The 22,223-nt window shown below is 74.6% G+C and carries 22 protein-coding genes; 9 read left to right on the top strand and 13 right to left on the bottom strand.

Annotated elements, in window-relative coordinates:
• Positions 1–76 precede the first annotated feature (76 nt).
• From ABD644_RS05420 to ABD644_RS05405, 4 genes are all read left to right on the top strand, one after another.
• A complete protein-coding gene (locus ABD644_RS05420; RefSeq protein WP_344687611.1) occupies positions 77–1,393 on the top strand; it encodes a hypothetical protein in 1,317 nt (438 codons plus the stop codon).
• Positions 1,394–1,473: 80 nt separating this feature from the next.
• On the top strand, positions 1,474–3,405 hold the full coding sequence (locus ABD644_RS05415; protein ID WP_344687610.1) for a sigma factor-like helix-turn-helix DNA-binding protein: 1,932 nt from the start codon (positions 1,474–1,476) through the stop codon (positions 3,403–3,405).
• A gap of 90 nt (positions 3,406–3,495) precedes the next feature.
• Positions 3,496–4,701 carry a thiolase family protein gene (locus ABD644_RS05410; RefSeq protein WP_344687609.1) on the top strand — a complete coding sequence of 402 codons (1,206 nt, stop codon included), beginning with the start codon at positions 3,496–3,498 and terminating at the stop codon, positions 4,699–4,701.
• The gene (locus ABD644_RS05405; protein ID WP_344687607.1) at positions 4,698–6,782 is read left to right on the top strand and encodes a 3-hydroxyacyl-CoA dehydrogenase NAD-binding domain-containing protein; all 2,085 of its coding nucleotides are present in this window, start codon (positions 4,698–4,700) and stop codon (positions 6,780–6,782) included. The genes ABD644_RS05410 and ABD644_RS05405 overlap by 4 nt, the downstream gene beginning before the upstream one ends.
• A 133-nt stretch (positions 6,783–6,915) precedes the next feature.
• Here the strand turns inward: ABD644_RS05405 and ABD644_RS05400 are convergent, their stop codons facing one another.
• The 6 genes from ABD644_RS05400 to ABD644_RS05375 all read right to left on the bottom strand — a co-directional run bounded on the left by ABD644_RS05400 (position 6,916) and on the right by ABD644_RS05375 (position 13,266).
• Positions 6,916–7,200, bottom strand: coding sequence for a thiamine-binding protein (locus ABD644_RS05400; protein ID WP_344687605.1), 285 nt, complete (start codon positions 7,198–7,200; stop codon positions 6,916–6,918).
• Entirely contained in the window at positions 7,197–9,116 is a 1,920-nt protein-coding gene (gene dxs / locus ABD644_RS05395) for a 1-deoxy-D-xylulose-5-phosphate synthase (protein WP_344687604.1), read from the bottom strand. Before dxs ends, ABD644_RS05400 begins: the two co-directional genes overlap by 4 nt.
• A gap of 157 nt (positions 9,117–9,273) precedes the next feature.
• Positions 9,274–9,675 carry a hypothetical protein gene (locus tag ABD644_RS05390; protein ID WP_344687603.1) on the bottom strand — a complete coding sequence of 134 codons (402 nt, stop codon included), beginning with the start codon at positions 9,673–9,675 and terminating at the stop codon, positions 9,274–9,276.
• Positions 9,676–9,691: 16 nt separating this feature from the next.
• On the bottom strand, positions 9,692–9,922 hold the full coding sequence (locus tag ABD644_RS05385; protein WP_344687601.1) for a DUF4177 domain-containing protein: 231 nt from the start codon (positions 9,920–9,922) through the stop codon (positions 9,692–9,694).
• Positions 9,923–9,947: 25 nt separating this feature from the next.
• Complete coding sequence (locus ABD644_RS05380) at positions 9,948–11,237, bottom strand: class I SAM-dependent RNA methyltransferase (RefSeq protein ID WP_344687600.1); 1,290 nt, start codon at positions 11,235–11,237, stop codon at positions 9,948–9,950.
• Positions 11,230–13,266, bottom strand: a complete 2,037-nt coding sequence (locus ABD644_RS05375; RefSeq protein ID WP_344687599.1) for an APC family permease — start codon at positions 13,264–13,266, stop codon at positions 11,230–11,232. The genes ABD644_RS05380 and ABD644_RS05375 overlap by 8 nt, the downstream gene beginning before the upstream one ends.
• 176 nt (positions 13,267–13,442) lie before the next feature.
• Between ABD644_RS05375 and ABD644_RS05370 the strand changes: the two genes are divergently transcribed.
• Both ABD644_RS05370 and ABD644_RS05365 read left to right on the top strand, forming a co-directional pair.
• A complete protein-coding gene (locus tag ABD644_RS05370; RefSeq protein ID WP_344687598.1) occupies positions 13,443–14,111 on the top strand; it encodes a potassium channel family protein in 669 nt (222 codons plus the stop codon).
• Complete coding sequence (locus ABD644_RS05365; protein WP_344687597.1) at positions 14,111–14,785, top strand: potassium channel family protein; 675 nt, start codon at positions 14,111–14,113, stop codon at positions 14,783–14,785. The genes ABD644_RS05370 and ABD644_RS05365 overlap by 1 nt, the downstream gene beginning before the upstream one ends.
• 4 nt (positions 14,786–14,789) lie before the next feature.
• Here ABD644_RS05365 and ABD644_RS05360 read toward each other — a convergent pair whose 3' ends face one another.
• The 6 genes from ABD644_RS05360 to ABD644_RS05335 form a co-directional block, all read right to left on the bottom strand.
• Positions 14,790–15,620 (bottom strand): DUF3159 domain-containing protein, encoded by an 831-nt coding sequence (locus ABD644_RS05360; RefSeq protein WP_344687596.1) that lies wholly within the window; start codon positions 15,618–15,620, stop codon positions 14,790–14,792.
• Between the two features lie 73 nt (positions 15,621–15,693).
• Positions 15,694–16,071, bottom strand: a complete 378-nt coding sequence (locus ABD644_RS05355; RefSeq protein ID WP_344687594.1) for an OB-fold nucleic acid binding domain-containing protein — start codon at positions 16,069–16,071, stop codon at positions 15,694–15,696.
• A gap of 20 nt (positions 16,072–16,091) precedes the next feature.
• On the bottom strand, positions 16,092–16,871 hold the full coding sequence (locus ABD644_RS05350) for a DUF3710 domain-containing protein (protein ID WP_344687593.1): 780 nt from the start codon (positions 16,869–16,871) through the stop codon (positions 16,092–16,094).
• Positions 16,872–16,873: 2 nt separating this feature from the next.
• A complete protein-coding gene (gene dut, locus ABD644_RS05345; protein ID WP_344687591.1) occupies positions 16,874–17,374 on the bottom strand; it encodes a dUTP diphosphatase in 501 nt (166 codons plus the stop codon).
• Between the two features lie 10 nt (positions 17,375–17,384).
• Entirely contained in the window at positions 17,385–18,320 is a 936-nt protein-coding gene (locus ABD644_RS05340; RefSeq protein WP_344687589.1) for a hypothetical protein, read from the bottom strand.
• Positions 18,321–18,366: 46 nt separating this feature from the next.
• Complete coding sequence (locus ABD644_RS05335; RefSeq protein ID WP_089306675.1) at positions 18,367–18,669, bottom strand: DUF4193 domain-containing protein; 303 nt, start codon at positions 18,667–18,669, stop codon at positions 18,367–18,369.
• A gap of 292 nt (positions 18,670–18,961) precedes the next feature.
• On the opposite strand from ABD644_RS05335, the gene ABD644_RS05330 reads away from it, so the two are divergent.
• Together ABD644_RS05330 and ABD644_RS05325 are read left to right on the top strand one after the other, a co-directional pair.
• Positions 18,962–20,008 carry a phosphotransferase family protein gene (locus ABD644_RS05330; protein WP_344687587.1) on the top strand — a complete coding sequence of 349 codons (1,047 nt, stop codon included), beginning with the start codon at positions 18,962–18,964 and terminating at the stop codon, positions 20,006–20,008.
• Between the two features lie 29 nt (positions 20,009–20,037).
• Complete coding sequence (locus ABD644_RS05325) at positions 20,038–20,586, top strand: LytR C-terminal domain-containing protein (RefSeq protein ID WP_344687586.1); 549 nt, start codon at positions 20,038–20,040, stop codon at positions 20,584–20,586.
• Here ABD644_RS05325 and ABD644_RS05320 read toward each other — a convergent pair.
• The gene (locus ABD644_RS05320) at positions 20,583–21,404 is read right to left on the bottom strand and encodes an inositol monophosphatase family protein (protein ID WP_344687585.1); all 822 of its coding nucleotides are present in this window, start codon (positions 21,402–21,404) and stop codon (positions 20,583–20,585) included. The genes ABD644_RS05325 and ABD644_RS05320 overlap by 4 nt on opposite strands.
• Positions 21,405–21,475: 71 nt before the next feature.
• On the opposite strand from ABD644_RS05320, the gene ppgK reads away from it, so the two are divergent.
• Positions 21,476–22,219, top strand: a complete 744-nt coding sequence (gene ppgK / locus ABD644_RS05315; protein ID WP_344687584.1) for a polyphosphate--glucose phosphotransferase — start codon at positions 21,476–21,478, stop codon at positions 22,217–22,219.
• The last annotated feature ends 4 nt before the right edge of the window (positions 22,220–22,223 follow it).

The following is a 22,223-nucleotide window of genomic DNA, read 5'->3' as shown; positions in this document are numbered from 1 at the left end:
CGCCGCGCGTCTTCCCCCCGGCCTCCCCGGCGTTCACGCTGGTGTTCTCATCCCGGCCGCGGAGGGCGGTGGGGCGATGGACGCCGGCCGGCGCTTGCTGTGGTTGGCGGCCGCCGCCGCTGCGGTCGTCGTCCTCGTCGTCGCGCCGGTCGACCGGACCGAGCAGGCGCCGGAAGCGGAGGCCGGCACCGTCGTGCCGACCGCCGTCCCGGTGCTCGGCACCGGACCCCCGCGCGGTTCGCTTGCCCACGACGCCGCGTTCGTCGAGGCCGTCCGACGGCTGCCCTGGACCGCGGACGAGGGACCGGGACCGGCCCTGGGCATCCGCTCGGTGGTGTTCGTCGGCGACGTGCCCGGCGGGCGCTGGGCGCTGGTGGTGGGCGAGGTCCTGGGACCACCCGATGCCCCGGGCAGTCCCGCCGACGGTCCGGCCGGGCAGTCAGGCCTCATGGCCGTCTGGTTCGGTGGCCGCCCGGGCGCCGCGGCCGCGGACCTCGTCCCCCTGACCGTCCCGACGAGGGCGCCGGCCGACGTCCCGGTCGCGCTGCTGGACCAGCGCACGGGCACGCTGGTTGTCGTCGCGGCCCCGGGCGACGTGGTCCGGGTGTCCGAACGCCCCGTCGTCCTCGACACCGGCCAGGTCGACCGGGCGTACCGCCCGATGGCGACCACCGACGGCATCGCGATCGGCCGGCTGCGCCCCAGCGACGTGCCGGTGACCAGCGCCGCGGCGTACGACGTGGAGCGCCGCGGCCGGACCGTGGCTCACGGCGTCCCGACGACGACCGGCAACCGGCCCGGGGAGGCGCTGCCGGTCCGCCTCGCCGAGCCGCGGGGGCCGACCCCGCACAGCGCCGCCGCGGTGGTCGCGTGGACCGCCGAACGGCTCGTGGCACCGCTCGGCCTGGCCCGGCACGAGCTGCGGCTCACCGTGCTGTGGGCGGGCAACGTGCCCGGGCCGGGACCCGAGTCCGGCACGGCCGCGGTGGTGGCGGCCACGCTGCCGACGGGCGCGGTGGTCGTGGACGGCGAGTGGATGCTCCCCGTCACCTCCTCCTCCGGGCGTTTCGTGCAGGGCGGGGACTGCGGCCTCGGGATCCTGCCCGACGGCCGGCCGGTCGAGGACCGGGTGCACGCGCTGGTCTGCGAGGTCCTCGACCCGAGCGGCGGCGGCGCGACCGTCCGCACGTACCTCGTCGTCCTCACCCCGCCCGGCGTGGCGTCCGTGCGCCTGTACGACGACGACGGCGACTTCCTCGAGGAGCACGAGAACGCCGACGGCGTCCTCGTGGTCCCGGCGCCCCGCGGGACCGCGACCGTCGAGGCGGTCACACCGGGCGGGGTCGGCCTGGGCCGCACCGAACTGCTCGGTCGGGGCGTCCTCTTCGAGTGATCTCCCCGACCGGTCGTGACCCGGCCGTGACCCCCGCGTGTGAGTCTCGTGCTCCGCCGGACCCGGGCAGGAGGTGGGACGTGCTGCACGACCTGGACGAGCCGTTCGCCGCGCTCGGCTCCGCCCAACGGGACGAGCTGGTGCAGCTGGCGGCCCTGCTCGCGGCGGACACGGGAACCGACGCGGGCCTGCTCGCCCGCTCGGCACTGGTCACGGCGGGCCGGAGCCGGCGCCGGACCGCCGCGAGCGAGCTCGTGTCGGCCGCCCGGCTCGAGCTGATCCGGCGCGCGATCGGACCGCAGGACCGGGGCGGAGCGGCGGCCGGCTGGGAGTCGAACACCCTGTCGGCGATCGCCCCGGGCGGCTTCGACGTCCTCCGCCGGGAACTGGCCCACCTGCCGCCCCGGACCCGGACCGCGCTCGTGCTCGGCCGCTGGGCGGGGTGGTCGGAGCAGGAGATCGCCGCGACGCTGCGGTGCCCGACCGACGACGTCGGCACCGAGATCGCCCGGGGCACCGACGCCCTCCGGTCCGCGCTGCACCCCGCCTCGGCCCACCGCCGCCCGGTGGAGACGTTCCTGCAGCCGGACGCCCACCGGCAGCTGCGCGAGGCGCTCGACGGCCTCGCCCGCTCGCTGGCGTCCTCTGCCACGCCGGTCCCATCGCCGGACGAGCTGCGCCGGGAGGTCACCCGGGTCCGGCGCCGGCGGTGGCTGGTCGCCCTCGCGGCGCTCTGCGGAGCCGCGCTCGTCGCCGTCGTCGTCCTGACCGGCGGCGGCAGCGGAACGCCCGGGGATCAGGTCGAGGCGACGACGGAGCGTTCCCCGGCCCCGCGCGACGTCGACGTCGCCGTCGTGGCGACACGGGGCTCGCTGGCCCAGGACGGCGTGTTCCTGGCCGGGCTCCGGGACCTGCCCTGGGCCGACCAGACCGTGACGGACTTCCCGCTGGACGTCCCGACGGAACCGGACAGCCGGCGGGTGCTGTTCGCCGGCGACGTCCCCGGGGGCCGGTGGGCCCTCCTCGTCGGCCGGCCGGTCCCGGTCGAGCCGAACGGGGGGCCCGGCGTCGCCGACGAGCTGCTCATGGCCTGGTTCGTCGGCCCGCCGGGGGCCACGCCCGAGCAGATGACGCTGGCCTCCTATCCGTACGGCATCGCTCCCGGTGTCGTCCCGGCGCTGTTCGACCCGCGCACCGGCACGCTGGTCGTCGTCGCCGCGGCCGGAGACTCCGTCGACGTGTCGCAGCGGGTCGACATCGACGCCGAGGGCCAGGACTCGCGGTCCTGGATCCCGGTCGAGCTGGATCACGGGATCGGCGTGGCGCAGCTGGACCCGGTGGGCCTGCCCTGGACCTGGTCGACGGTCCTCCGCGTGCAGCGGGACGGCCGGCAGACGATCACGTCGTCGCCCGACGGGATCCTCGTGCCTCTCCAGGAGCAGGTGCTCGACCTCGACATCGGGTTCCCCCGAACGCCGACGGAGGAGGAGCGGAACGCCGCCGAGTGGGCGGCGCAGGCCGCGCTGAGCGCCACCGGGTTCTCACCCGGCGAGGTCGCCATGACCGCGCGGGCGCTCGTGCCCGTGCCGGAACCCGCGCTCGGCTCGCTCGCGCTCGTCACGATCGAGTTGCCCAGCGGGGCCGTCGTGGTCACCGCGCAGTGGGCCCACGAGGCCGCGGAGGGCTTCATGGGCGGCGCCGACTGCGGCCTCGAGGTCCGGCCCGCCGAGCCGCCCCCGGAGGACGGCGTCCTGGCCGCGCAGTGCGAGCTGTGGCACCCGGTCGACGGGCGGCCGCTGGGCACCATGCTGCTGGTCGTCGCCCCGCCGCAGGTCGACCGCGTCCGCCTCTACCGCGGTGACGGCACGTTCCTGGTCGAGCACGCGGTCCCCGACGGCGGTGTGCTGCTCGTCCCCGGGCCCGAGGGGCTGGCCGACGTCGAGGCGGTCACGTCGGGCGGCGTCCTCCTCGGCCGCACCCGACCGCTGGGCCACTGGATGCCGACGGAGTGACCCGCCTGCTCGCCCCATTGGTTACTGGGGGGTAACTTAGAGCGGCCGTCGCCGTCCTGGCGGCGGGTTCGGGAGTTCCGCGGAGGTCACATGTCCCGCTCGCTGCGTGAGGTCGTCTTCGTCGACGGCGTACGCACCCCCTTCGGCAAGGCCGGCCCGAAGGGCATCTACGCCGAGACGCGTGCCGACGACCTGGTCGTGCGCTGCATCCGAGAGTTGCTGCGGCGCAACCCGTCGCTGCCGCCCGAGCGGGTCGACGAGGTGGCCATCGCCGCCACCACCCAGATCGGCGACCAGGGCCTGACCATCGGCCGCTCGGCGGCGCTGCTGGCGGGGCTGCCGAAGTCGGTGCCCGGCTTCGCCATCGACCGCATGTGCGCCGGCGCCATGACCGCCGTGACCACCACCGCCAGCGGCATCGCCTTCGGCGCCTACGACGTCGCGATCGCCGGCGGCGTCGAGCACATGGGCCACCACCCGATGGGCGAGGGCGTCGACCCCAACCCGCGGTTCCTGTCGGAGAAGATCGTCGACCCCTCGGCGCTGGTCATGGGCTCGACCGCGGAGAACCTGCACGACCGGTTCCCGCACCTGACCAAGGAGCGCGCCGACGCGTTCGCCCTGGCCAGCCAGCAGAAGTACGCGAAGGCGCTGGCCAACGGACAGATCGGCCCGGAGCTGGTCCCCGTCGCCACCCGCTCGGCCGAGCAGGGCTGGGGGCTCGCGACCGCCGACGAGCCGCCGCGCCCGCAGACCACGCTCGACGGGCTGGGCACGCTGAAGACGCCGTTCCGCCCGCACGGGCACGTGACCGCGGGCAACGCCGCCGGGCTCAACGACGGCGCCACCGGCTGCCTGCTCGCCGCGGAGGAGGTCGCGCTCGAGCTCGGCCTGACCGTCGGCATGCGGCTGGTCGGCTTCGGCTTCGCCGGGGTCGAGCCGGAGGTGATGGGCGTGGGTCCGATCCCGGCGACGGAGAAGGCCCTGGCCTCGACCGGCCTGTCGATCGACGACATCGGGCTCTTCGAGCTCAACGAGGCCTTCGCCGTCCAGGTGCTGGCCTTCCTCGACCACTACGGCATCGCCGACGACGACGAGCGGGTCAACCCGTGGGGCGGCGCCATCGCCGTCGGTCACCCGCTGGCGTCCTCCGGCGTCCGGCTGATGACCCAGCTGTCGCGCCAGTTCGCCGAGCGGCCCGACGTCCGCTACGGCCTGACCGCCATGTGCATCGGCATCGGCATGGGCGGCACCGTGATCTGGGAGAACCCGAACTGGGAAGGTGCGGCCAAGTGACTGCAGTGTTCGAGAACGAGGTCGTCACGCAGGCGCACGTGCGGTACCTGCGGGTGCCGGGCATGCCCGGTGAGCTGGCGCTCATCACGCTGGACAACGGGCACGACCACACCCGGCCGTCCACGTTCGGCCCGGGCGGGATCGCCTCGCTGGACGCGGCCCTGGACGAGATCGCGGCGCACACCCCGGCGCCGGCGGCCATCGCCGTCACCGGCAAGCCGTTCATCTTCGCCGTCGGAGCGGACCTCTCGGGCGTCCCGTCGGTGACCGAGGCCGCGCAGGCGCGGGAGATCGCCGAGGCCGGCCACCGGGTGTTCCGACGGCTGAAGGACTCGTCGATCCCGACGTTCGCCTTCGTCAACGGCGCCGCGCTCGGCGGCGGGCTGGAGCTGGCGCTGCACTGCCACTACCGGACGATCAGCGGCGGCACCATGGTCGCCTTCCCCGAGGTCTTCCTCGGGCTGGTCCCCGGCTGGGGCGGTACGCAGCTGCTGCCGAACCTGATCGGCATCGACCCGGCCGTCACCGTGATCGTCGAGAACGCCCTGGCCCAGAACAAGATGCTGCCCGCCCCGAAGGCGGCGAAGCTCGGCATGGCCGACGCGGTCTTCGAGCCGGCCGACTTCCTCGAGCGCTCGCTCGAGTGGGCGGCCGGGGTGCTCGCCGGTGACGTCGCCGTGTCCCGCCCGGAGATCGACCGCGGTGCGTGGGACGACGCGATCGCCCGGGCCCGCGCGATCGTCGCGGGGCGCACCCGCAACGCGTCCCCCGGCGCGCTGCGGGCCGTGGAGCTGCTGGACCTGGCGCGGGCCGGGATCGACGGTGACGCGTTCACGGCCGGCACGGCCGCCGAGGACGACGCGCTGGCCGAGCTGCTGATGAGCGACGAGCTGCGGGCGTCGCTGTATTCGTTCGACCTGGTCAACAAGCGCGCCAAGCGGCCGGCCGGGGCGCCCGACAAGGCACTGGCACGGAAGGTGACGAAGGTCGGCGTCGTCGGCGCGGGCCTCATGGCCTCGCAGCTGGCGCTGCTGTTCGTCCGCCGTCTCGAGGTGCCGGTCGTGCTGACCGACATCGACCAGGCGCGCGTCGACAAGGGCGTCGGCTACGTGCACGCCGAGCTGGACAAGCTCGCCTCCCGGGGCCGGCTGTCGGCGGACGCCCGCAACCGGCTCCAGGGCCTGGTCACCGGCTCGCTGACCAAGGACGCCTTCGCCGACGCCGACCTCGTCATCGAGGCCGTGTTCGAGGAGATGTCGGTCAAGCAGCAGGTGTTCGCCGAGGTCGAGGCCGTCGTCTCGCCCGAGTGCGTGCTGGCGACCAACACCTCGGCGCTGTCGGTGACCGAGATGGCCTCGAAGATGGAGCACCCGGAGCGGGTCGTCGGGCTGCACTTCTTCAACCCGGTCGCGGTACTGCCGCTGCTCGAGGTCGTGCGGGCCGAGCAGACCGACGACGCCTCGCTGGCCACCGCCTTCGCCGTCGGCAAGGCGCTCAAGAAGAGCTGCGTGCTGGTCGCGGACGCCCCGGCGTTCGTGGTGAACCGGCTGCTCACCCGCTTCCTCGGCGAGATCACCTCGTCCGTGGAGCAGGGCACGCCGGTCGCCGTGGCCGACCGCGCGCTCGACCCGCTCGGCCTGCCGATGAGCCCGTTCGACCTGCTCACGCTGGTCGGACCGCCGGTGGCCCTGCACGTGGCCGAGCGGATGCACGAGGCGTTCCCCGACCGGTTCTCCGTCGGCGAGGGCCTGAAGAAGATGGTCGAGCTCGGCAAGTCGTCGGTGTACAGCGAGCCCGGGGTCGTCGACCCCGACCTCGAGGGCATCGACGCCGGCGACTCGCCCCTGACCGAGGACGAGGTGCGGTCGCGGGCCGAGCGGGCACTGGCCGAGGAGATCGCGCTCATGCTCGACGAGGGCGTCGTCCAGGCGGTGCAGGACATCGACCTGTGCATGCTGCTCGGCGCGGGCTGGCCGTTCTGGCTGGGCGGCATCTCCGCCTACCTGGACCGCGCCGGCGTCTCCGAGGCGGTCACCGGCAAGCGCTTCCTGCCGAAGGGTGTGGCCTCGCTGCCCGCCTGACGCCCGTCGCGGCGCCACGAGAGCCGCCGTCCGACCGCGAGAGCCGCCATGCAGTCCGGCTCCAGCGGTCGTACGGCGGCTCTCGCCGTCCGGCGACCACGGTGGTCAGCGGGCGGCAGGGTCAGGGGCGGGCTCAGCGGAACTTCGACGTGAGGCTGTCCATCGTGCGGTCCACCGAGGCGACCTTGATGTGGGAGAGGCCGGCCGTGGCGCCGGCGGCGAGCATCGCCTCGTGCGCGGCGCGCAGGGTCGCCCACACCGCGTCGGCCTCGCCCTCGAGCGTCGTGCCGAGCGCGCCGACCTCGTAGCGCAGACCCGACGCCTGGATCACCGCGATCGCGGCCTCGACGTGCGCGTGCGGGTCGTCGGCGGTGCCCGGCGGTGCGGGGGCCACCTGGATCTCGGCGATGACCGTCATGACGTGCGGTCCTCGACCCGGTTCTCCTCGTCCTGCTCGGCCCGGTCGGCGAGCTTCGCGCTCCACTCGACGATCCGCCGCGCGACGTCCTGCTCGGTGAGCCCCACGTCGGCGAGCACCTGGCCGCGGCTGCCGTGCTCCAGGAACGCCTGCGGCAGGCCCAGCGTGCGCACCGGCACGTCGCACTCGCGGTCCTGCAGCGCCCGGGTCAGCGTGCTGCCCACTCCCCCGGCGCGGCCGCCGTCCTCGACCGTGACGACGAGGCGGTGCCCCGCGGCCATCTCCACCAGCTCCGGCGCAACCGGCAGCACCCAGCGCGGGTCGACGACGGTCACCTCGACGCCGTGGTCGGCGGCACGCTCGGCGACGGCGAGGCACATCGGCACCATCGAGCCGACGGCGACCAGCAGCACGTCCGCCCGGTCCCCACGACGCAGCACGTCGACCGGGCCGCGCCGCTCCAGCGCCGGGATATCCGGGGGCAGCACACCCTTCGGGAAGCGGAGGACCGAGGGCCCGTCGGTGATCGCCACCGACTCGCGCAGCGCCTCGCGCAGGGTCGCCTCGTCGCGCGGCGCGGCCAGGTGCAGGCCGGGCACGACCGAGAGGATCGACATGTCCCACATGCCGTTGTGCGAGGCACCGTCGTCGCCGGTGACACCGGCGCGGTCGAGCACGACCGTCACCGGCTGGCCGTGCAGGGCGACGTCCATGAGCAGCTGGTCGAAGGCCCGGTTGAGGAAGGTCGAGTAGATGGCGACCACCGGGTGCAGCCCCGCCATGCCCAGGCCGGCGGCCGAGGTGAGCGCGTGCTGCTCGGCGATGCCGACGTCGAAGGTCCGCTCGGGGAACCGCTCGGCGAACGGGGCGAGGCCGGTCGGGTGCAGCATCGCGGCGGTGATGGCGACGATGTCGGGGCGCTCCCCGCCGATGCGCACCAGCTCGTCGGCGAACGCGTCGGTCCAGGCCAGCCCGGCCTTGCGGGTGCTGGCGCCGCTGTCGGGGTCGAAGACGCCGGTGGCGTGCCAGGCGTCGATCTGGTCGGTCTCGGCCGGGGGGTAGCCGAAGCCCTTGGTGGTGACGGCGTGCACGATGACCGGCCCGCCGAAGGAGCGGGCCCGCCGCAGCGCGGACTCCATGACCTCCACGTCGTGGCCGTCGACCGGGCCGATGTACTTCATGCCGAGGTCCTCGAACATGCCCTGCGGCGAGAGCACGTCCTTGAGCCCCTTCTTGATCGCGTGCAGCGCGTCGTAGAGCGCCGAGCCCACGACGGGCGCCCGGTGCAGCGCCTGCCGGACGGCGAGCAGCGCGTTCTCGTACCCGGGGCGCAGCCGCAGGGTGGCCAGGGCGTCGGCCACTCCCCCGATGGTCGGCGAGTAGGAGCGGCCGTTGTCGTTGACCACGATGACGACCGGCCGGTCCTGCGCCGCGGCGATGTTGTTCAGCGCCTCCCAGGCCATGCCGCCGGTCAGCGCTCCGTCGCCGATCACGGCCACGACCGGGCGCTTGTCACCGCGGACGGCGAAGCCCTTGGCCAGCCCGTCGGCGTAGGACAGCGACGTCGACGCGTGGCTGTTCTCCACCCAGTCGTGCTCGCTCTCGCCGCGGCTCGGGTAGCCCGACAGCCCACCCCGCTGGCGCAACCGCTCGAAGCCCTCGACCCGGCCGGTGAGCATCTTGTGCACGTAGGCCTGGTGGCCGGTGTCGAAGACGATCGGCTCGCGCGGGGAGTCGAACACCCGGTGCAGCGCGATCGTCAGCTCGACGCAGCCCAGGTTCGGGCCGAGGTGCCCCCCGGTCTTGGCGACGCTGGTGACCAGCGCGTCACGGATCTCGGCCGCGAGGGCGGGGAGCTCTTCGGGCCGCAGAGCTCGCAGATCAGCGGGATCCCGGAGCGATCGCAGGAGCGGCACGGCTCGACGGTGTCCTCTCGGTCGGCGGCGGCTGCCGCGGCATCGCGGGCATCGCGAACGGCACCGCGATGTCCGCCGACCCACTGTAACCGCGCAGTTCCACCGGTTCCGGCGCAGCGGCCCACCCGGGTGAAGGTCACAGCGTCCGGGTCCGACCTCAGAGGCGCGGCACCCAGCGCTCCCCGCGCAGGGCGCCGGCCACGACCTCGATCCCGCGGGCGGCCGCCGCCAGCCGCGTGCCCTCCCGCTCGTAGGCGGTCATGGCCGCCTCGATGGCCTCGGCCGGCAACTGGTCGGCGAGCTCGACGCGCACCGTGCGCCAGCCGCGCCGGGCCGCCTCGAGCCCGGCGTCGACGTGGTCGGCGGCGAAGCGCGCGAGCAGCACCGGGTAGCGGCGCAGCACCTCGTGGGCGCGGTAGTCGGGCGGGACCAGGTCGAACAGCCAGGCCACCGCCGTCCGCTCCCAGTCGGGCGCGCCGGGCGGCCGGACCTGCTCGGGCCAGCCCGGCGGCACGGTCGCGTCGGACCGGGCGGAGCGGTCGGGCGGACCGGGCGGCACAGCGGTCAGCCGGGGATCAGGACGAGGACTGCCGCTTGAGCCAGAACTGCTCGAAGCCCCAGGTACCGGCGCCGCTGGAGTGGTAGCTGACCAGCTCCCACCCCTCGGCACCGAGCCGGTTGAGGACCGAGCTGGTGTCGCCCTGCTGGCGTTCCGACTGACCGCCGGGGAGCTTGACGCTCACTCCGGCCCGCTGCGATTCGGCGTCGTTGGCCGTGATGACCGAGGCGTATTCCCACGTGGGCACACCATGACCGTAACCAATGGCCGCGTCAGGCCGGGACGAGCAGCGCCACGCACTCGACGTGAGCGGTCATCGGGAAGGCGTCGAAGGCCCGGAGACCGGCCAGCCGGTAGCCGGCCGCGCCGAACGCGGCGACGTCCCGGGCCAGCGAGGCGGGGTCGCACGCGACGTAGACGACCGCCCGTGCGCCGGTGCCGGCGAGCAGCCGGCTGACCGCCGCCCCGGCGCCTGCGCGCGGCGGATCCAGGACGACGACGTCGGGCGGCGTGCCCAGCTCCTCGAGCAGCCCGGCCAGCCCCTCGGGGTCGACCTCGCCCTGCCAGACCTCGGCCTGGGGCAGGTCGGCGAGGTTCGCGTCCGCGGCGGCGCAGGCGCCGGCGTCGGACTCGACGCACACCACCCGGCCGTCCGGGCCGGCCGCGGGTGCCAGCGCCCCGCCGAAGAGGCCGGCACCGGCGTAGAGGTCCAGGACGGTCTCTCCCGCGCGCACCCCGGCGAAGGCGGTCACGGCGGCGACCAGGGCGTCGGCGGCGGCCGGGTGCACCTGCCAGAAGCCGGTGCCCTCGACCTCCCAGTCGCGCCCGCCGGCGTGCCGTTCGGCCCGGCCGTCCGGCTCGGCGGGCAGGTCGCCGCCCGGGCGCACCACGCGGGTCGAGGTCGGATGACCCCGCCGGTCCAGCCGCGTGGTCGTGACCGCCCCGGTGGCATCCACCGAGACGTCGACGGCGCCGGCGCCCGGCCAGCGGCGGGCCAGCACCGCGCGGGCGGCGTTCTCCTCGGTGATCGGGCAGTCGTCGAGGACGACGACGTCGTGCGAGCGGTGCCGCCGCAGTCCGGCCGCCCCCGACCGGTCGACGGCGAAGCGCGCCCGGGACCGCCAGCGCAGCGGCCCGCCCGGCAGCTCCTCCACGGTCACGTCGACGTCGCTGAGGCCGGCCAGCCGGGCCAGCTGCTCGCGGACGACGGCGGCCTTGAGCCGGCGCTGCTCCTCGGGCGCGACGTGCTGCCAGTCGCACCCCCCGCACCGGCCGGGGCCGCTGTGCGGGCACGGGCGCTCCACCCGGTGCGGCGAGGGCTCGAGCACCTCGACGGCGTCGGCGCGGCAGAACCCGGGGTGCCGGTCCTCGGTCACCCGGACGACGACGCGCTCGCCGGGCAGGCCGTGCCGGACGAACACCACGCGGCCCTCGTGCCGGGCCACGCAGTGGCCGCCGTGGGCCACCGGGCCGACGGTCACCTCGAACTCCGCGCCGGTCCAGCCGCCTCCGCGGTCCTCGCGCGGCGGGCGGGGGGCCCGCGGCCTCCGGCCGCTAGCCATACGGCGTCGAGTCGCTCGCCCCGTCGGTCAGCCCCCGGCGCAGCGCGCCGGGCGCCGGGCCCGAACCGTCGCCGTCGTCGCGTCCCAGCGAGCTCTCCAGCTGCCAGGGAACCGTGGTGATCATGACACCGGGCTGGAACTGCAGGCGGGCGCGCAGGCGCAGCGCGCTCTGGTTGTGCAGCACGTTCTCCCACCAGTGACCGACCACGTACTGGGGCACGAAGACGATGACGATCTCGCGCGGGCTGTCGCGGCGGATGTTCTTGACGAAGTCGACGACGGGCCGGGTGATCTCGCGATAGGGCGACTCCAGGACGGTCAGCGGGACGGGGATGTCGAAGCGCTCCCAGTCCGCCTGCAGCTGCCGGGTGTCGGCGTCGTCGACGTTGACCGTCAGCGCCGTCAGGGCGTCGGGGCGGGTGGCCCGGGCGAACGCCAGCGCGCGCAGGGTCGGCTTGTGCACCTTCGAGACCAGGACGACGGCGTGCACCTTGCTGGGCAGCGTGCGGGCGTCGGTGTCGGGCACCAGCTGCTGGGAGACGTTCGAGTAGTGGCGGTTGATCGCCTTCATCAGCCCGAAGAGGATCGGCATCGCGACCAGGACCAGCCAGGCCCCGTGGGTGAACTTGGTCAGCACGATGATCACCAGCACCACGGAGGTCAGGCTCCCGCCGACGGTGTTGATGATCTGCGACCGGCGCATCCGCCGCCGGGCCGCCGGGTCACCCTCGAGCCGCATCTCGCGGTTCCAGTGCCGGACCATGCCCCACTGGCCGATGGTGAAGCTGGTGAAGACGCCGATGATGTAGAGCTGGATCAGCCGGGTGACGTCGGCGTCGAACACGTAGATCAGCAGCGCCGCGAAACCCGCGAGCAGCAGGATCCCGTTGCTGAACACGAGCTTGTCCCCGCGGGTGTGCAGCTGCCGGGGCATGAAGCGGTCCTGCGCGAGCACCGACCCCAGCAGCGGGAAGCCGTTGAAGGCGGTGTTGGCGGCCAGGACGAGCACGAGCGCCGTGGCGGCCTGGATGACGAAGAAGCCGACCGACCCGTCACCGCCGAACACCGCGGCGCCGATCTGAGCGATGACCGTCCGCTGGGGTTCGGTCTCGCAGTTCGCGAAGCCCTCCAGGTCGCACGGGTGCTCGACGTACTTCACGTCCGAGAGGAGGGCCAGGGCCGTCACGCCGGCGAACATCGCCGCGGCGATGCCCCCCATCAGCGCCAGCGTCGTCGCCGCGTTCCGGCTCTTCGGCGGCTTGAACGCGGGCACCCCGTTGGCGATCGCCTCGACGCCGGTGAGCGCGGTGCAGCCCGAGGCGAACGCGCGGAGCGCGAAGAAGAGCAGCGCGAGACCCGCGACGTTCTCGTACGCCGGCTCGGGTGTGACCGTGTACTGCGCCGTCTCCGAGACCACCCCGGCATCGGTGAAGAAGTACCGGATCAGCCCGGTGACGATCATCACCGAGATGCCGCTGATGAACAGGTACGTCGGGACGGCGAACGCCTTGCCCGACTCCCGGACGCCCCGGAGGTTCACCGCGGCGAGCAGCGCCACCAGCCCCACGGCGATGAGCACCCGGTGCTCGTTCAGCGACGGGAACGCCGAGATGATGTTGTCGGTGCCGGCCGAGACCGACACCGCCACGGTCATGACGTAGTCGACCAGCAGGGCGCTCGCGACGACCAACGCGGCGAACTGCCCGTGGTTCTTCATGGCGACCTCGTAGTCGCCGCCGCCGGACGGGTAGGCGTGCACCACCTGCCGGTAGGAGAGCACCACCGTGATCAGCAGCAGCACGACCGCGACCGCCAGCCAGGGCGCCAGGTACAGGAAGGCCGTGCCCGCGAGGGTCAGGACGAGCAGGATCTCCTGGGTGGCGTAGGCCACCGAGGAGAGCGGGTCGCTGGCGAAGATCGGCAGCGCGTAGCGCTTCGGCAGCAGCGACTCGCCCAGCCGGTCGCTGCGGACGGCGCGACCGAGGACGAGTCGTTTCGGGAGATGTCCGAGGTCGGACAGGCTGGGCACGGCGGCGATGGTACGGACGGCGCGGCCCCTGGTGCGGCAGCAGGCGGCGCGCCCCGCCCCTTCGGGTCGAGTCGGCCGTCCGTGATCCGATCGACGTCGTACCGGGTGTAGCTTCGCGGCCGGTGATGCGCGGGCGGTCGGCGCCGGCGCTCCTTCGATCCCCCCGGGAGCTCGTCGTGCACGTGGTCGTCATGGGCTGCGGACGGGTCGGCTCTGCGATCGCCCGCCGGCTCGAGGAGATCGGCCACAGCGTGGCCGTCATCGACCAGGACCCGGAGGCCTTCCGCCGGCTCGGTCCGGAGTTCAGCGGCCGCCAGGTGACCGGTCTCGGCTTCGACCGGCAGACCCTGCTCGACGCCGGCATCGACACCGCCGGCGCGTTCGCCGCGGTCAGCAGCGGCGACAACTCGAACATCATCAGCGCCCGGGTGGCCCGCGAGACCTTCGGCGTCCAGCACGTCGTGGCGCGCATCTACGACGAGAAGCGCGCCGAGGTCTACGAGCGCATGGGCATCCCCAGCGTCGCGACCGTCCCGTGGACGGTGAGCCGGCTGCTGCGCGAACTGCTCTCGGTGAAGGTCAGCGAGCTGTGGCGGGAGCCCACCGGGAAGGTCGTGCTGATGCGCGTCACGGTGACCGAGAGCTGGGTGGGCCGCAAGCTCAGCGAGCTCGAGGCGGCGTCGGGTGCCCGCGCCGCCTGGATGGTCCGGTTCGGCGAGGCCCAGCTGCCGACCGCGAGCACCGTCCTGCAGGAGGGTGACCAGCTCGTCGTCGCCGTGACCGACGAGATCACCGGCCGGGTGCACGACGTGGTCGAGCGCGCCCCCGAGGGAAGGCACCACTGATGCGGGTCGCGATCGTGGGCGCCGGCGCGGTCGGCCGGTCCATCGCCGGGGAGCTGCTGGCCAACGGCCACACCGTCATGCTCATCGAGAAGGACGGGCGCAAGGTGAAGACACGCGCCGTCCCGGGCGCGGAGTGGGTGCAGGCCGACGCCTGCGAGGTCTCCTCGCTCGAGGAGGCCCAGCTGGCCACCTGCGACGTCGTCGTCGCGGCCACCGGTGACGACAAGGCCAACCTCGTCGTCTCGCTGCTGGCCAAGACCGAGTTCGCGGTGAACCGCGTCGTCGCCCGGGTCAAGGACCCCCGCAACGAGTGGCTCTACACCGAGGCCTGGGGCGTCGACGTCGCCGTCTCCACCCCCCGCGTGCTCGCCGCGCTCGTCGAGGAGGCGGTGACCGTCGGCGACGTCGTCCGGCTGATGAGCTTCCGCAAGGGCGCCGCCAACCTGGTCGAGATCACGCTCGCCGAGGACACCCCGTGGGTCGGCAAGGCACTGCGGGACGTGCCGCTGCCCCGGGAGACGGTGCTGACCGCGATCCTGCGCGGGGACCGCGTCATCACCCCCACCCCCGACGAGCCGCTCGAGGCCGGCGACGAGCTGCTGTTCGTCACCCACGCCGACGTCGAGGACCAGCTCAAGGACGTGCTCGCCCCGGAGAGCACCGGCCGGGCCTGAACGGTTAGGCGGCGGGCGCCGGTGACCGGTGCCGGTGCAGGCGGGAGACCACCCACAGGGTCACCAGGATCTCCACGGCGGTCACCGGCAGGCCCAGCACCAGGGAGACCGTGCCCAGGACCGTGACGTCGCTCTCGGAGACCCGGTAGATCAACCACGCGACCAGGCCGCGGACGACGAAGGTGCCGCCCCACATCACGGTGAGCCAGGTGTATGCGCGCCGCATGCGCGGGTCCTCGCGCCAGTGCAGTTCGGGCTCGGGATCGGGCTCGCCGCGGACCGGCGGGGGCGCCCGGTGGTGCAGCGTCGCGCTGGCCTCCTCGATCTTCCGGCGCAGGCCGGGCAGCCGGTGCGCGGCCATGGCACCGAGGTGGCTCGGGGCGAGGAACTCCGCGATCACACCGACCAGCGGCCGGCGCAGCGCGATCGAGCCGAGCAGGATCACGCCGACGGCCGCGTTGCGGAGGATGCCGACGACGAAGAAGTCCCGCGCCTGGCCGGACGCCGCGGCGATGGCGACCGCGATGCCGACGCCGAACAGCCCGCTCACGGCCTGCTGCACGCTCTGCCGGCGGACCAGGCGGAGGAGGAACACCAGGAACGCGGTGCCGAGGGCGGCCCAGATGCCGGTGCGCAACCCGTCGATCGCGTTGGCGACGATGAAGGCGACCGTGGGCAGGGTGGCGTCGACCATGCCGCGCCAGCCACCGAGCTGTTCGAGCACCAGGTGCCGGTCGAACCCCAGCGGATCGGGTGTCTCGTGCGCCGGGGCCTCCGGTGCGGTCCCCGCGGCGTCGGCGGTCGACCGGTCGGCCGGCTCACCTGCTGTGCTCACTCCGGCCTCCTGCTCCCCCGCTGCCCGGCCGGCTCCCCGGCGCCTGCGTCCCGCGCTGCCCGTCCTGTCGCGGTCAGCCGGCGCCGAGCTCGTACCAGGGGTTGTAGATGACCCGCCTGCCGTCGAAGGCCGCGAACCGGCCACGTGCGGTGACCGTGCGGCCGGGCACGATGCCGGGGATCCGGCGGCGCCCCAGCCAGACCAGGGTGACCGATCCGGAGCCGTCGAAGAGCTCGGCCTCGAGCGTCGGGACGGTCTCGCGCGGGGTGTAGACCACGGACTTGAGCCGGCCGGTCACGGTGACCACGGCTCCCTTGCGGCAGGACGCGAGCGGTTCGCAGCCGGCGCTCGCGGAATCGGCCCGCAGCTCCTCGGCGTCGATGGTGTGCTCGTCGGCGGTCAGTCGCTGCAAGGTGCGCGACAACCATCCCGGCGATCGGGTCTCGGTCACGGTTCCAGCGTAATCCGGTCTCAGGCGCCGGGGGCGGCGGGCGGCACGGCGGGCGGGGAGGCAGGCGGCGAGGCGGGCGGCGAGGTAGGAGGCGTTGCCGGCCGCCCGGCCGACTGCGCCTTCAGCGCCTCCTGCTGGCGGGCCAGCTGGGCGGCCGCCTGCGGCGGCAGGGACAGCGGCAGCTGCTCCCGCACGGGCATCGGCTCGGTCCCGCGGACGACGACGATGCCGCGGAACGCCTCCTCGAGGGCTGCCGCGGCCTCCGAGCTGCCCGCGGCGGGGCCGCTGATCAGGCCGCGCAGGAACCAGCGCGGCCCGTCCACGCCGAGGAATCGCGCGGGCCGGCGCACCGGCTGCGGCGGGCTGCTCTGCCCGGGCTGCGGCGGGGCCGGCGCCATGATCGAGCCGGCGAGCTCGGTGCCGAACGGCCCCTCGACCTCGGCGAGCTTCCCGCCCTGTCCGGACGCGCTGGTGGCGATGTCGGCCCGGACGTCGTCCCAGATGCCGCCGGCCCGGGGCGCGGCGAAGGCGGACACCTGCAACTGGGAGTCCCCGGCCCGCAGCGTCGCCCCGACCACCTTCTGCTGGGGGTTGAGCTCGACCCGCAGGTCCATGCCGGGCAGCGCCGGCAACCGGATCGAGCCGAGGTCGATGCGCACGATGCCGTCGTCGGGGGCGTCGGACTCGTCGTACGGGCCGGTCGTCTCGACGACCTCCCGCTCCCGGTTCTGCGGTTCGGGGGGCACCCCGCGCTCGCGCAGGCTGCGGTCGATGCGGTTGCGCCGCCGTCCGATCGGCATCGTCAGATCCGTCCCTCGAGAAGCGTGTCCACTGAACCGTGCCCGCCGGTCGAGCCGTGGCCGCCGGCTCCGCGCTCGCTGCCGGGCAGCTCGGCCACCGGCACGAAGCGGGCCCGCACCACCGGCTGCACCACGAGCTGGGCTATGCGGTCGCCGCGCCGCAGGGTCAGCGACGACGTCGGGTCGAGGTTGATCAGGTTCACCTTGATCTCCCCGCGGTAGCCGGCGTCGATCGTGCCGGGCGCGTTGACCATGCTCAGCCCGAGCCGGTGGGCCAGGCCGGAGCGCGGGTGCACGAACCCCGCGTACCCCTCCGGGATGGCGACGGCCACCCCGGTGCCCACCAGCGCCCGCTGGAAGGGGGCGAGCTCCACGTCCTCGGCGGCGGTCAGGTCCGCGCCGGCGTCGCCGGGGAGCGCGTACCGCGGCAGCGCGGCCGAGCCGTCCCCGAGGTCGGTCAGCAGGACCGGTACGTCCAGTTCGGGCGGGGGCGTCTCGGGCACGACGGCGACCCTAGCCGCGTGACCCGCCGGGGTGGTCGAGCGGCCGGGGGGCGCGCAGGTCGGCCAGCACCGTGCGCGCCAGGGCCTCGGTGGCGCGCCGGTTGCCGCGGCCGGCGAGGGCGGCGCCGATCAGGAAGGGCGCCGCGGTCGGGAGGCTGCCGGCGAGCTTGCGGGTGAGCCGCCGCCGCAACGCGTTGATGCCGGCGCTGCCGAGCAACGAGCCCAGACCCGCCGCGCCGGCCCCCTCCACCGAGCGCTGGGCAGACCAGCCGGCCAGGTAGGCCGAGGCGCGGGACCGCGCGTCACCGGGCGCCGGGCGGCCGTGCAGTTCGTGCAGCTCCCCGATGAGCACGACCTCTACCCCGGCGACGAGCACCGTCTCGGCACCCAGTTCCAGCGGCAGGGCCAGCAGCGACGGCGGCGCGAACCAGTGCGCGGCCGAGAGGCCACCGGTGGCCGCACCGATGCCGGCGGTGAGGCGGGCGGCGCGGGCGACCAGCGCGTCGGCGATCTCGGCGTCCGAGGCCCCGGGATGGGCCTGCCGCAACCGGGCGGCGTCGCGGATGGGCAGCCGCGGCGCGGCGGTGGCCAGGAGGTCGCCCAGCAGGGCCGCCGGCGTGCGCTCGCCGTCGGGTGACGGCGCCTCGGCGGGGCGCCCCGGCGACTGGTCACCGCCGGAGCGCTCGCGGGCGGCCCCGAGCGCCGCCCCCACCGTGCTCGCCACGGCGCCGACGACGTCGCGGAGACCGGATGCGGCCGAGCGCCGCGGCTCGCCCGCGGGACCGTCGTCCGCGCGCCCGGACACCAGGCCGGCGACGGCCTCGGCGACCGCGCGCGCCGCGCGGGCCAGGCCGTTCTCCTCGGGTGCCGCCGGGGGCGGCGGGGGCACCGGCCGCGGGGGCGGGACGTCCCGTGCGGCGCCGGTCCGTGGACCGCTGTCGCTCATGGCATCCCTCCCCGTCGTCCGGCCGCCCCTGCGGTGGTGCCCTCTGTCAGGCCGCGCAGTCGCGGCAGTACAGCTGGTCGCCCTTGGTGGCGGCGAGCCGACTGCGGTGCTGCACCAGGAAGCAGCGCGAGCAGGTGAACTCGTCCTCCTGCTTGGGCAGCACGCGGACGGTCAGCTCCTCGTTGGACAGGTCCGCGCCGGGCAGCTCGAGGTTCTCGTTGAAGTCGGTCTCGTCGACGTCGACCGACGAGGACTGCGCCTCGGCTCGCCGCGCCTTGAGCTCCTCGAGCGAGTCCTCGCCGAGCTCGTCGGCTTCGTTGCGGCGCGGGGCGTCGTAGTCGGTGGCCATGGGGTGCCCCTCCTCCGGGGTTCTCGCGGGTGTCGTACCCGCTCGTCTGACGCGGCGCCGGGGTGGGCCGTCGTCCTTGCCGGTCGCGGGGCGACCGGGTGGTCGGGAAGCCGGTCGCCCGCTCAGGGCTCCCGGCGCCGGGGTGTCCGACGTCGGTGGACGACGGAACGGAAAGGACCGGCAGCCCCCCAACGCCGTGCGACCCGGGTTTGTGCCCGCCCCGTCTTTCGCGGCACGTTCCCGGTCCGCCGGCCCGTCCGGGCTGCGGAGCGCCAGAGGTTACCCTGCCGCCGTGACGACTCCCGTGGGTGCTGATCCAGCCGTCGTCGGGCCGTATCTGGCCTCGGCCCTGGACGACGACCGGTGGCGCACGGTCACCGTGGAACTCATCGCGGCGGGTATGTCGAACCTCACGTACGTCGTGACGCCCGAGGGTGGCTCCCCCGACGAGGCGGTCATCCTGCGGCGACCCCCGACCGGCGCGGTGCTGAAGACCGCCCACGACATGGCCCGCGAGCACCGGGTCATCACGGCGCTCGGTCCGACCCCCGTCCCGGTACCGCGGACGCTGCACCTGTGCACCGACGAGTCGGTCCTCGGCGCGCCGTTCTACGTGATGGAGCGGGTCGTCGGCGTGCACGTCGTGCAGGCCTTCCCGCCGGGCTACGCCGACGAGCCCGAGCAGCGCCGCGCGGTCGGCGAAGGGCTGGTCGACGTGCTGGCCGACCTCCACCTGGTCGACTACGCCGCCGTCGGGTTGGCCGACTTCGGCCGCCCGGAGGGCTTCGCCGCGCGGCAGGTGCGCCGGTGGACCCAGCAGTGGGAGGCCACCCGCGACCAGGACCGGCCCAACCTCGACGCGCTGGCCGCCCGGCTGGCCGAGACGGTGCCGCAGGCGCAGCGGTCGAGCATCGTGCACGGCGACTTCCGGCTCGACAACTGCCTGCTCGACCCCGGGCTGCCCGGCCGCATCAAGGCGGTCCTCGACTGGGAGATGTCGACCCTGGGCGACCCGCTCACCGACCTCGGCCTGACGCTCGTCTACTGGCCGGAGGCCGGGGAGGACCGCCCGGCGACGCTGAGCCCGGTCACGACCCTGAGCGGCTTCCCCACCCGCCGGGAGGTCGCGGAGCGCTACGCCCGGCGCACCGGCACCGACCTGACCGACCTCAACTGGTACGTCGGATTCGCGTTCTTCAAGTTCGCCGCGATCATCGCCGGGATCCTCGCCCGTTCGGCCGCCGGGGCGATGGCCGGTAAGGACGTGGCGGGCTACGCCGAGCGCATCGACCCCTGCATCGAACTGGGACGCGCCGCGCTGGACGACGGTGCGATCTAGGGGCGCCCTCCGCATCTAGGATCACCGCCGTGACGCAGCGCACCGTCGACCGCCCTCCGGTGCGCGCCCGCAGTGGCCGCCGCCCGATCCCGCCGTTGATCTTCCTGCTGGTCCTCGCGCTCGCCGCCGCCGGCGTGTGGTGGAACGTGCTGCGCAAGGACTCCGAGCGCAAGGCCGAGGAGGCCGCGGCGTGCTCGACGGCGCAGGAGGCCCCGCCCTCGCTGGACCCGACCACGCTGTCGGTCCGGGTGCTCAACGCCACCGACCAGGGCGGCATCGCCTCACAGGTGGCCGATGAGCTGCGGAACCGGGGCTTCACCATCGCCGAGGTCGGCAACGACGACACCGGCCGCGAGGTGACCGGCCCGGGCGAGGTGCGGCACGGCCCGCGGGGTGCCGACGCGGCGCGGTTCGTCGCGCTGGTCCTCCCCGGCGCCGGCGACTACCCCGACACCCGCGCCACCGAGCAGGTCGACCTCGTGCTCGGCCCCGAGTTCGTCTGGCCGCAGAGCCTGGCCACCCCGGAGCAGGTCGCGGCCGCGCTCAGCACCGCGACCAGTGCCGCCGCAGCCTGCTAGTGCAGCCGGTCGAGTAGCTCGACGAACGCGTCGGCGACCGTCGGAGCGGCCGCGATCCCCAGCGGTTCGGCGAACGGCCGCCCCGGCAGCCCGGTGACCACCAGCCCCGCCTCCGCCGCGACGAGGGCGCCGGCGGCGTAGTCCCAGTGGTTGAGGTGCAGCTCGTAGTAGGCGTCGATGCGCCCCGCGGCCGCCGCGCACAGATCGAGGGCCGCGCTGCCCACCCGGCGGATGTCGCGCACCTGCGGCAGCAGCGCAGCCACCACAGCACCCTGCGCCCGCCGCTGCTCGGCCTGGTAGCCGAAGCCGGTGCCGACCAGCGTCTGCTCGAGCGAGGACGGGCGGCTGCCGGTGAGCCGCACCGGTTCGGGACGGGCCGGGGACGACGACCACGCGCCGCCGCCGGTGGTGGCGGTGAACAGCTCGCCGGTGGCGGCGTTGAGGACGGCGCCGGCGCGGACCACCCCGTCGACCTCCGCGGCGATCGACACGGCGTAGGCGGGCAGCCCGTAGAGGAAGTTCACGGTGCCGTCGATCGGGTCGACGATCCACCGCACCCCGCTGCCGCCGTCCCGGGCGGCGCCTTCCTCGCCGAGCACGGCGTCGTCGGGGCGCGCGGCGAGCAGCCGGCCCACGATCAGCCGCTCGCTGGCGGTGTCGACCGCGGTGACGACGTCGACCGAGCTGGACTTGACGTCGACCCGGTCCCCGGCGGACGCGCGGCCGTCGGCGACGAGCCGGGCCGCCTCGCGGGCGGTCGCGACGGCGAGGGCGAGCAGCGCGGCGGGGTCCGGGGGCGTGCCGGGCGAGGAGGTCACGGATCGATCCTGCCGGAGGTCCACCCGGACGCGGGACGGTGCCCGGTGGCCGGCGTCACTACCCTGTCGGCGTGCGGGGCTTCGGCGTGGACATCGGCGGCAGCGGGATCAAGGGGTGCCTGGTCGACCTCGAGAAGGGCCAGCTCATCGGTGAGCGGGTCCGGATCGAGACACCGCAGCCCTCGCATCCGGCCGCGGTCTACGCCGCGGTGGCCCGGATCGTCGAGGAGTTCGGGTGGACCGAACGCACCGGCGTCACCTTCCCCGGCGTGATGAAGCACGGCATCGCCTACACGGCGGCCAACGTCGAGAAGAGCTGGATCGGCACCGACGTCGACGCCGGCCTCGAGGAACTGCTCCCCGGCACGGTGGTGACGCTCAACGACGCCGATGCCGCCGGGATCGCGGAGATGCGCTACGGCGCCGGCCGCGACCAGGACGGCGTCGTGCTGATGCTGACCTTCGGCACCGGCATCGGCAGCGCCCTGTTCACCGACGGGCACCTGGTGCCCAACACCGAGTTCGGTCACATCCAGGTCGACGGGGAGGACGGCGAGCGACGCGCCTCGGCGGCTGCCCGGGACCGGGAGGACCTCAGCTACCCGCGCTGGGCCGAGCGCGTCGACCGCTACCTCGACGTCCTCGAGTCGGGGTTGTGGCTGGACCTGATCATCGTCGGCGGCGGGGTGAGCAAGAAGGCCGACAAGTGGGTGCCGCTGCTGTCCACGCGGACGCCCGTCGTCCCGGCGCAACTGCAGAACGACGCGGGCATCGTCGGCGCCGCCCTGGTGGCGCACGAGCGCGACCAGGGGTGACCGA

Origin of the sequence: Blastococcus jejuensis (genome assembly GCF_039534705.1) — a bacterium.
GTDB classification, from domain to species: Bacteria; Actinomycetota; Actinomycetes; order Mycobacteriales; family Geodermatophilaceae; genus Blastococcus_B; species Blastococcus_B jejuensis.
This window is presented reverse-complemented; position numbering and strand designations above follow the sequence as displayed.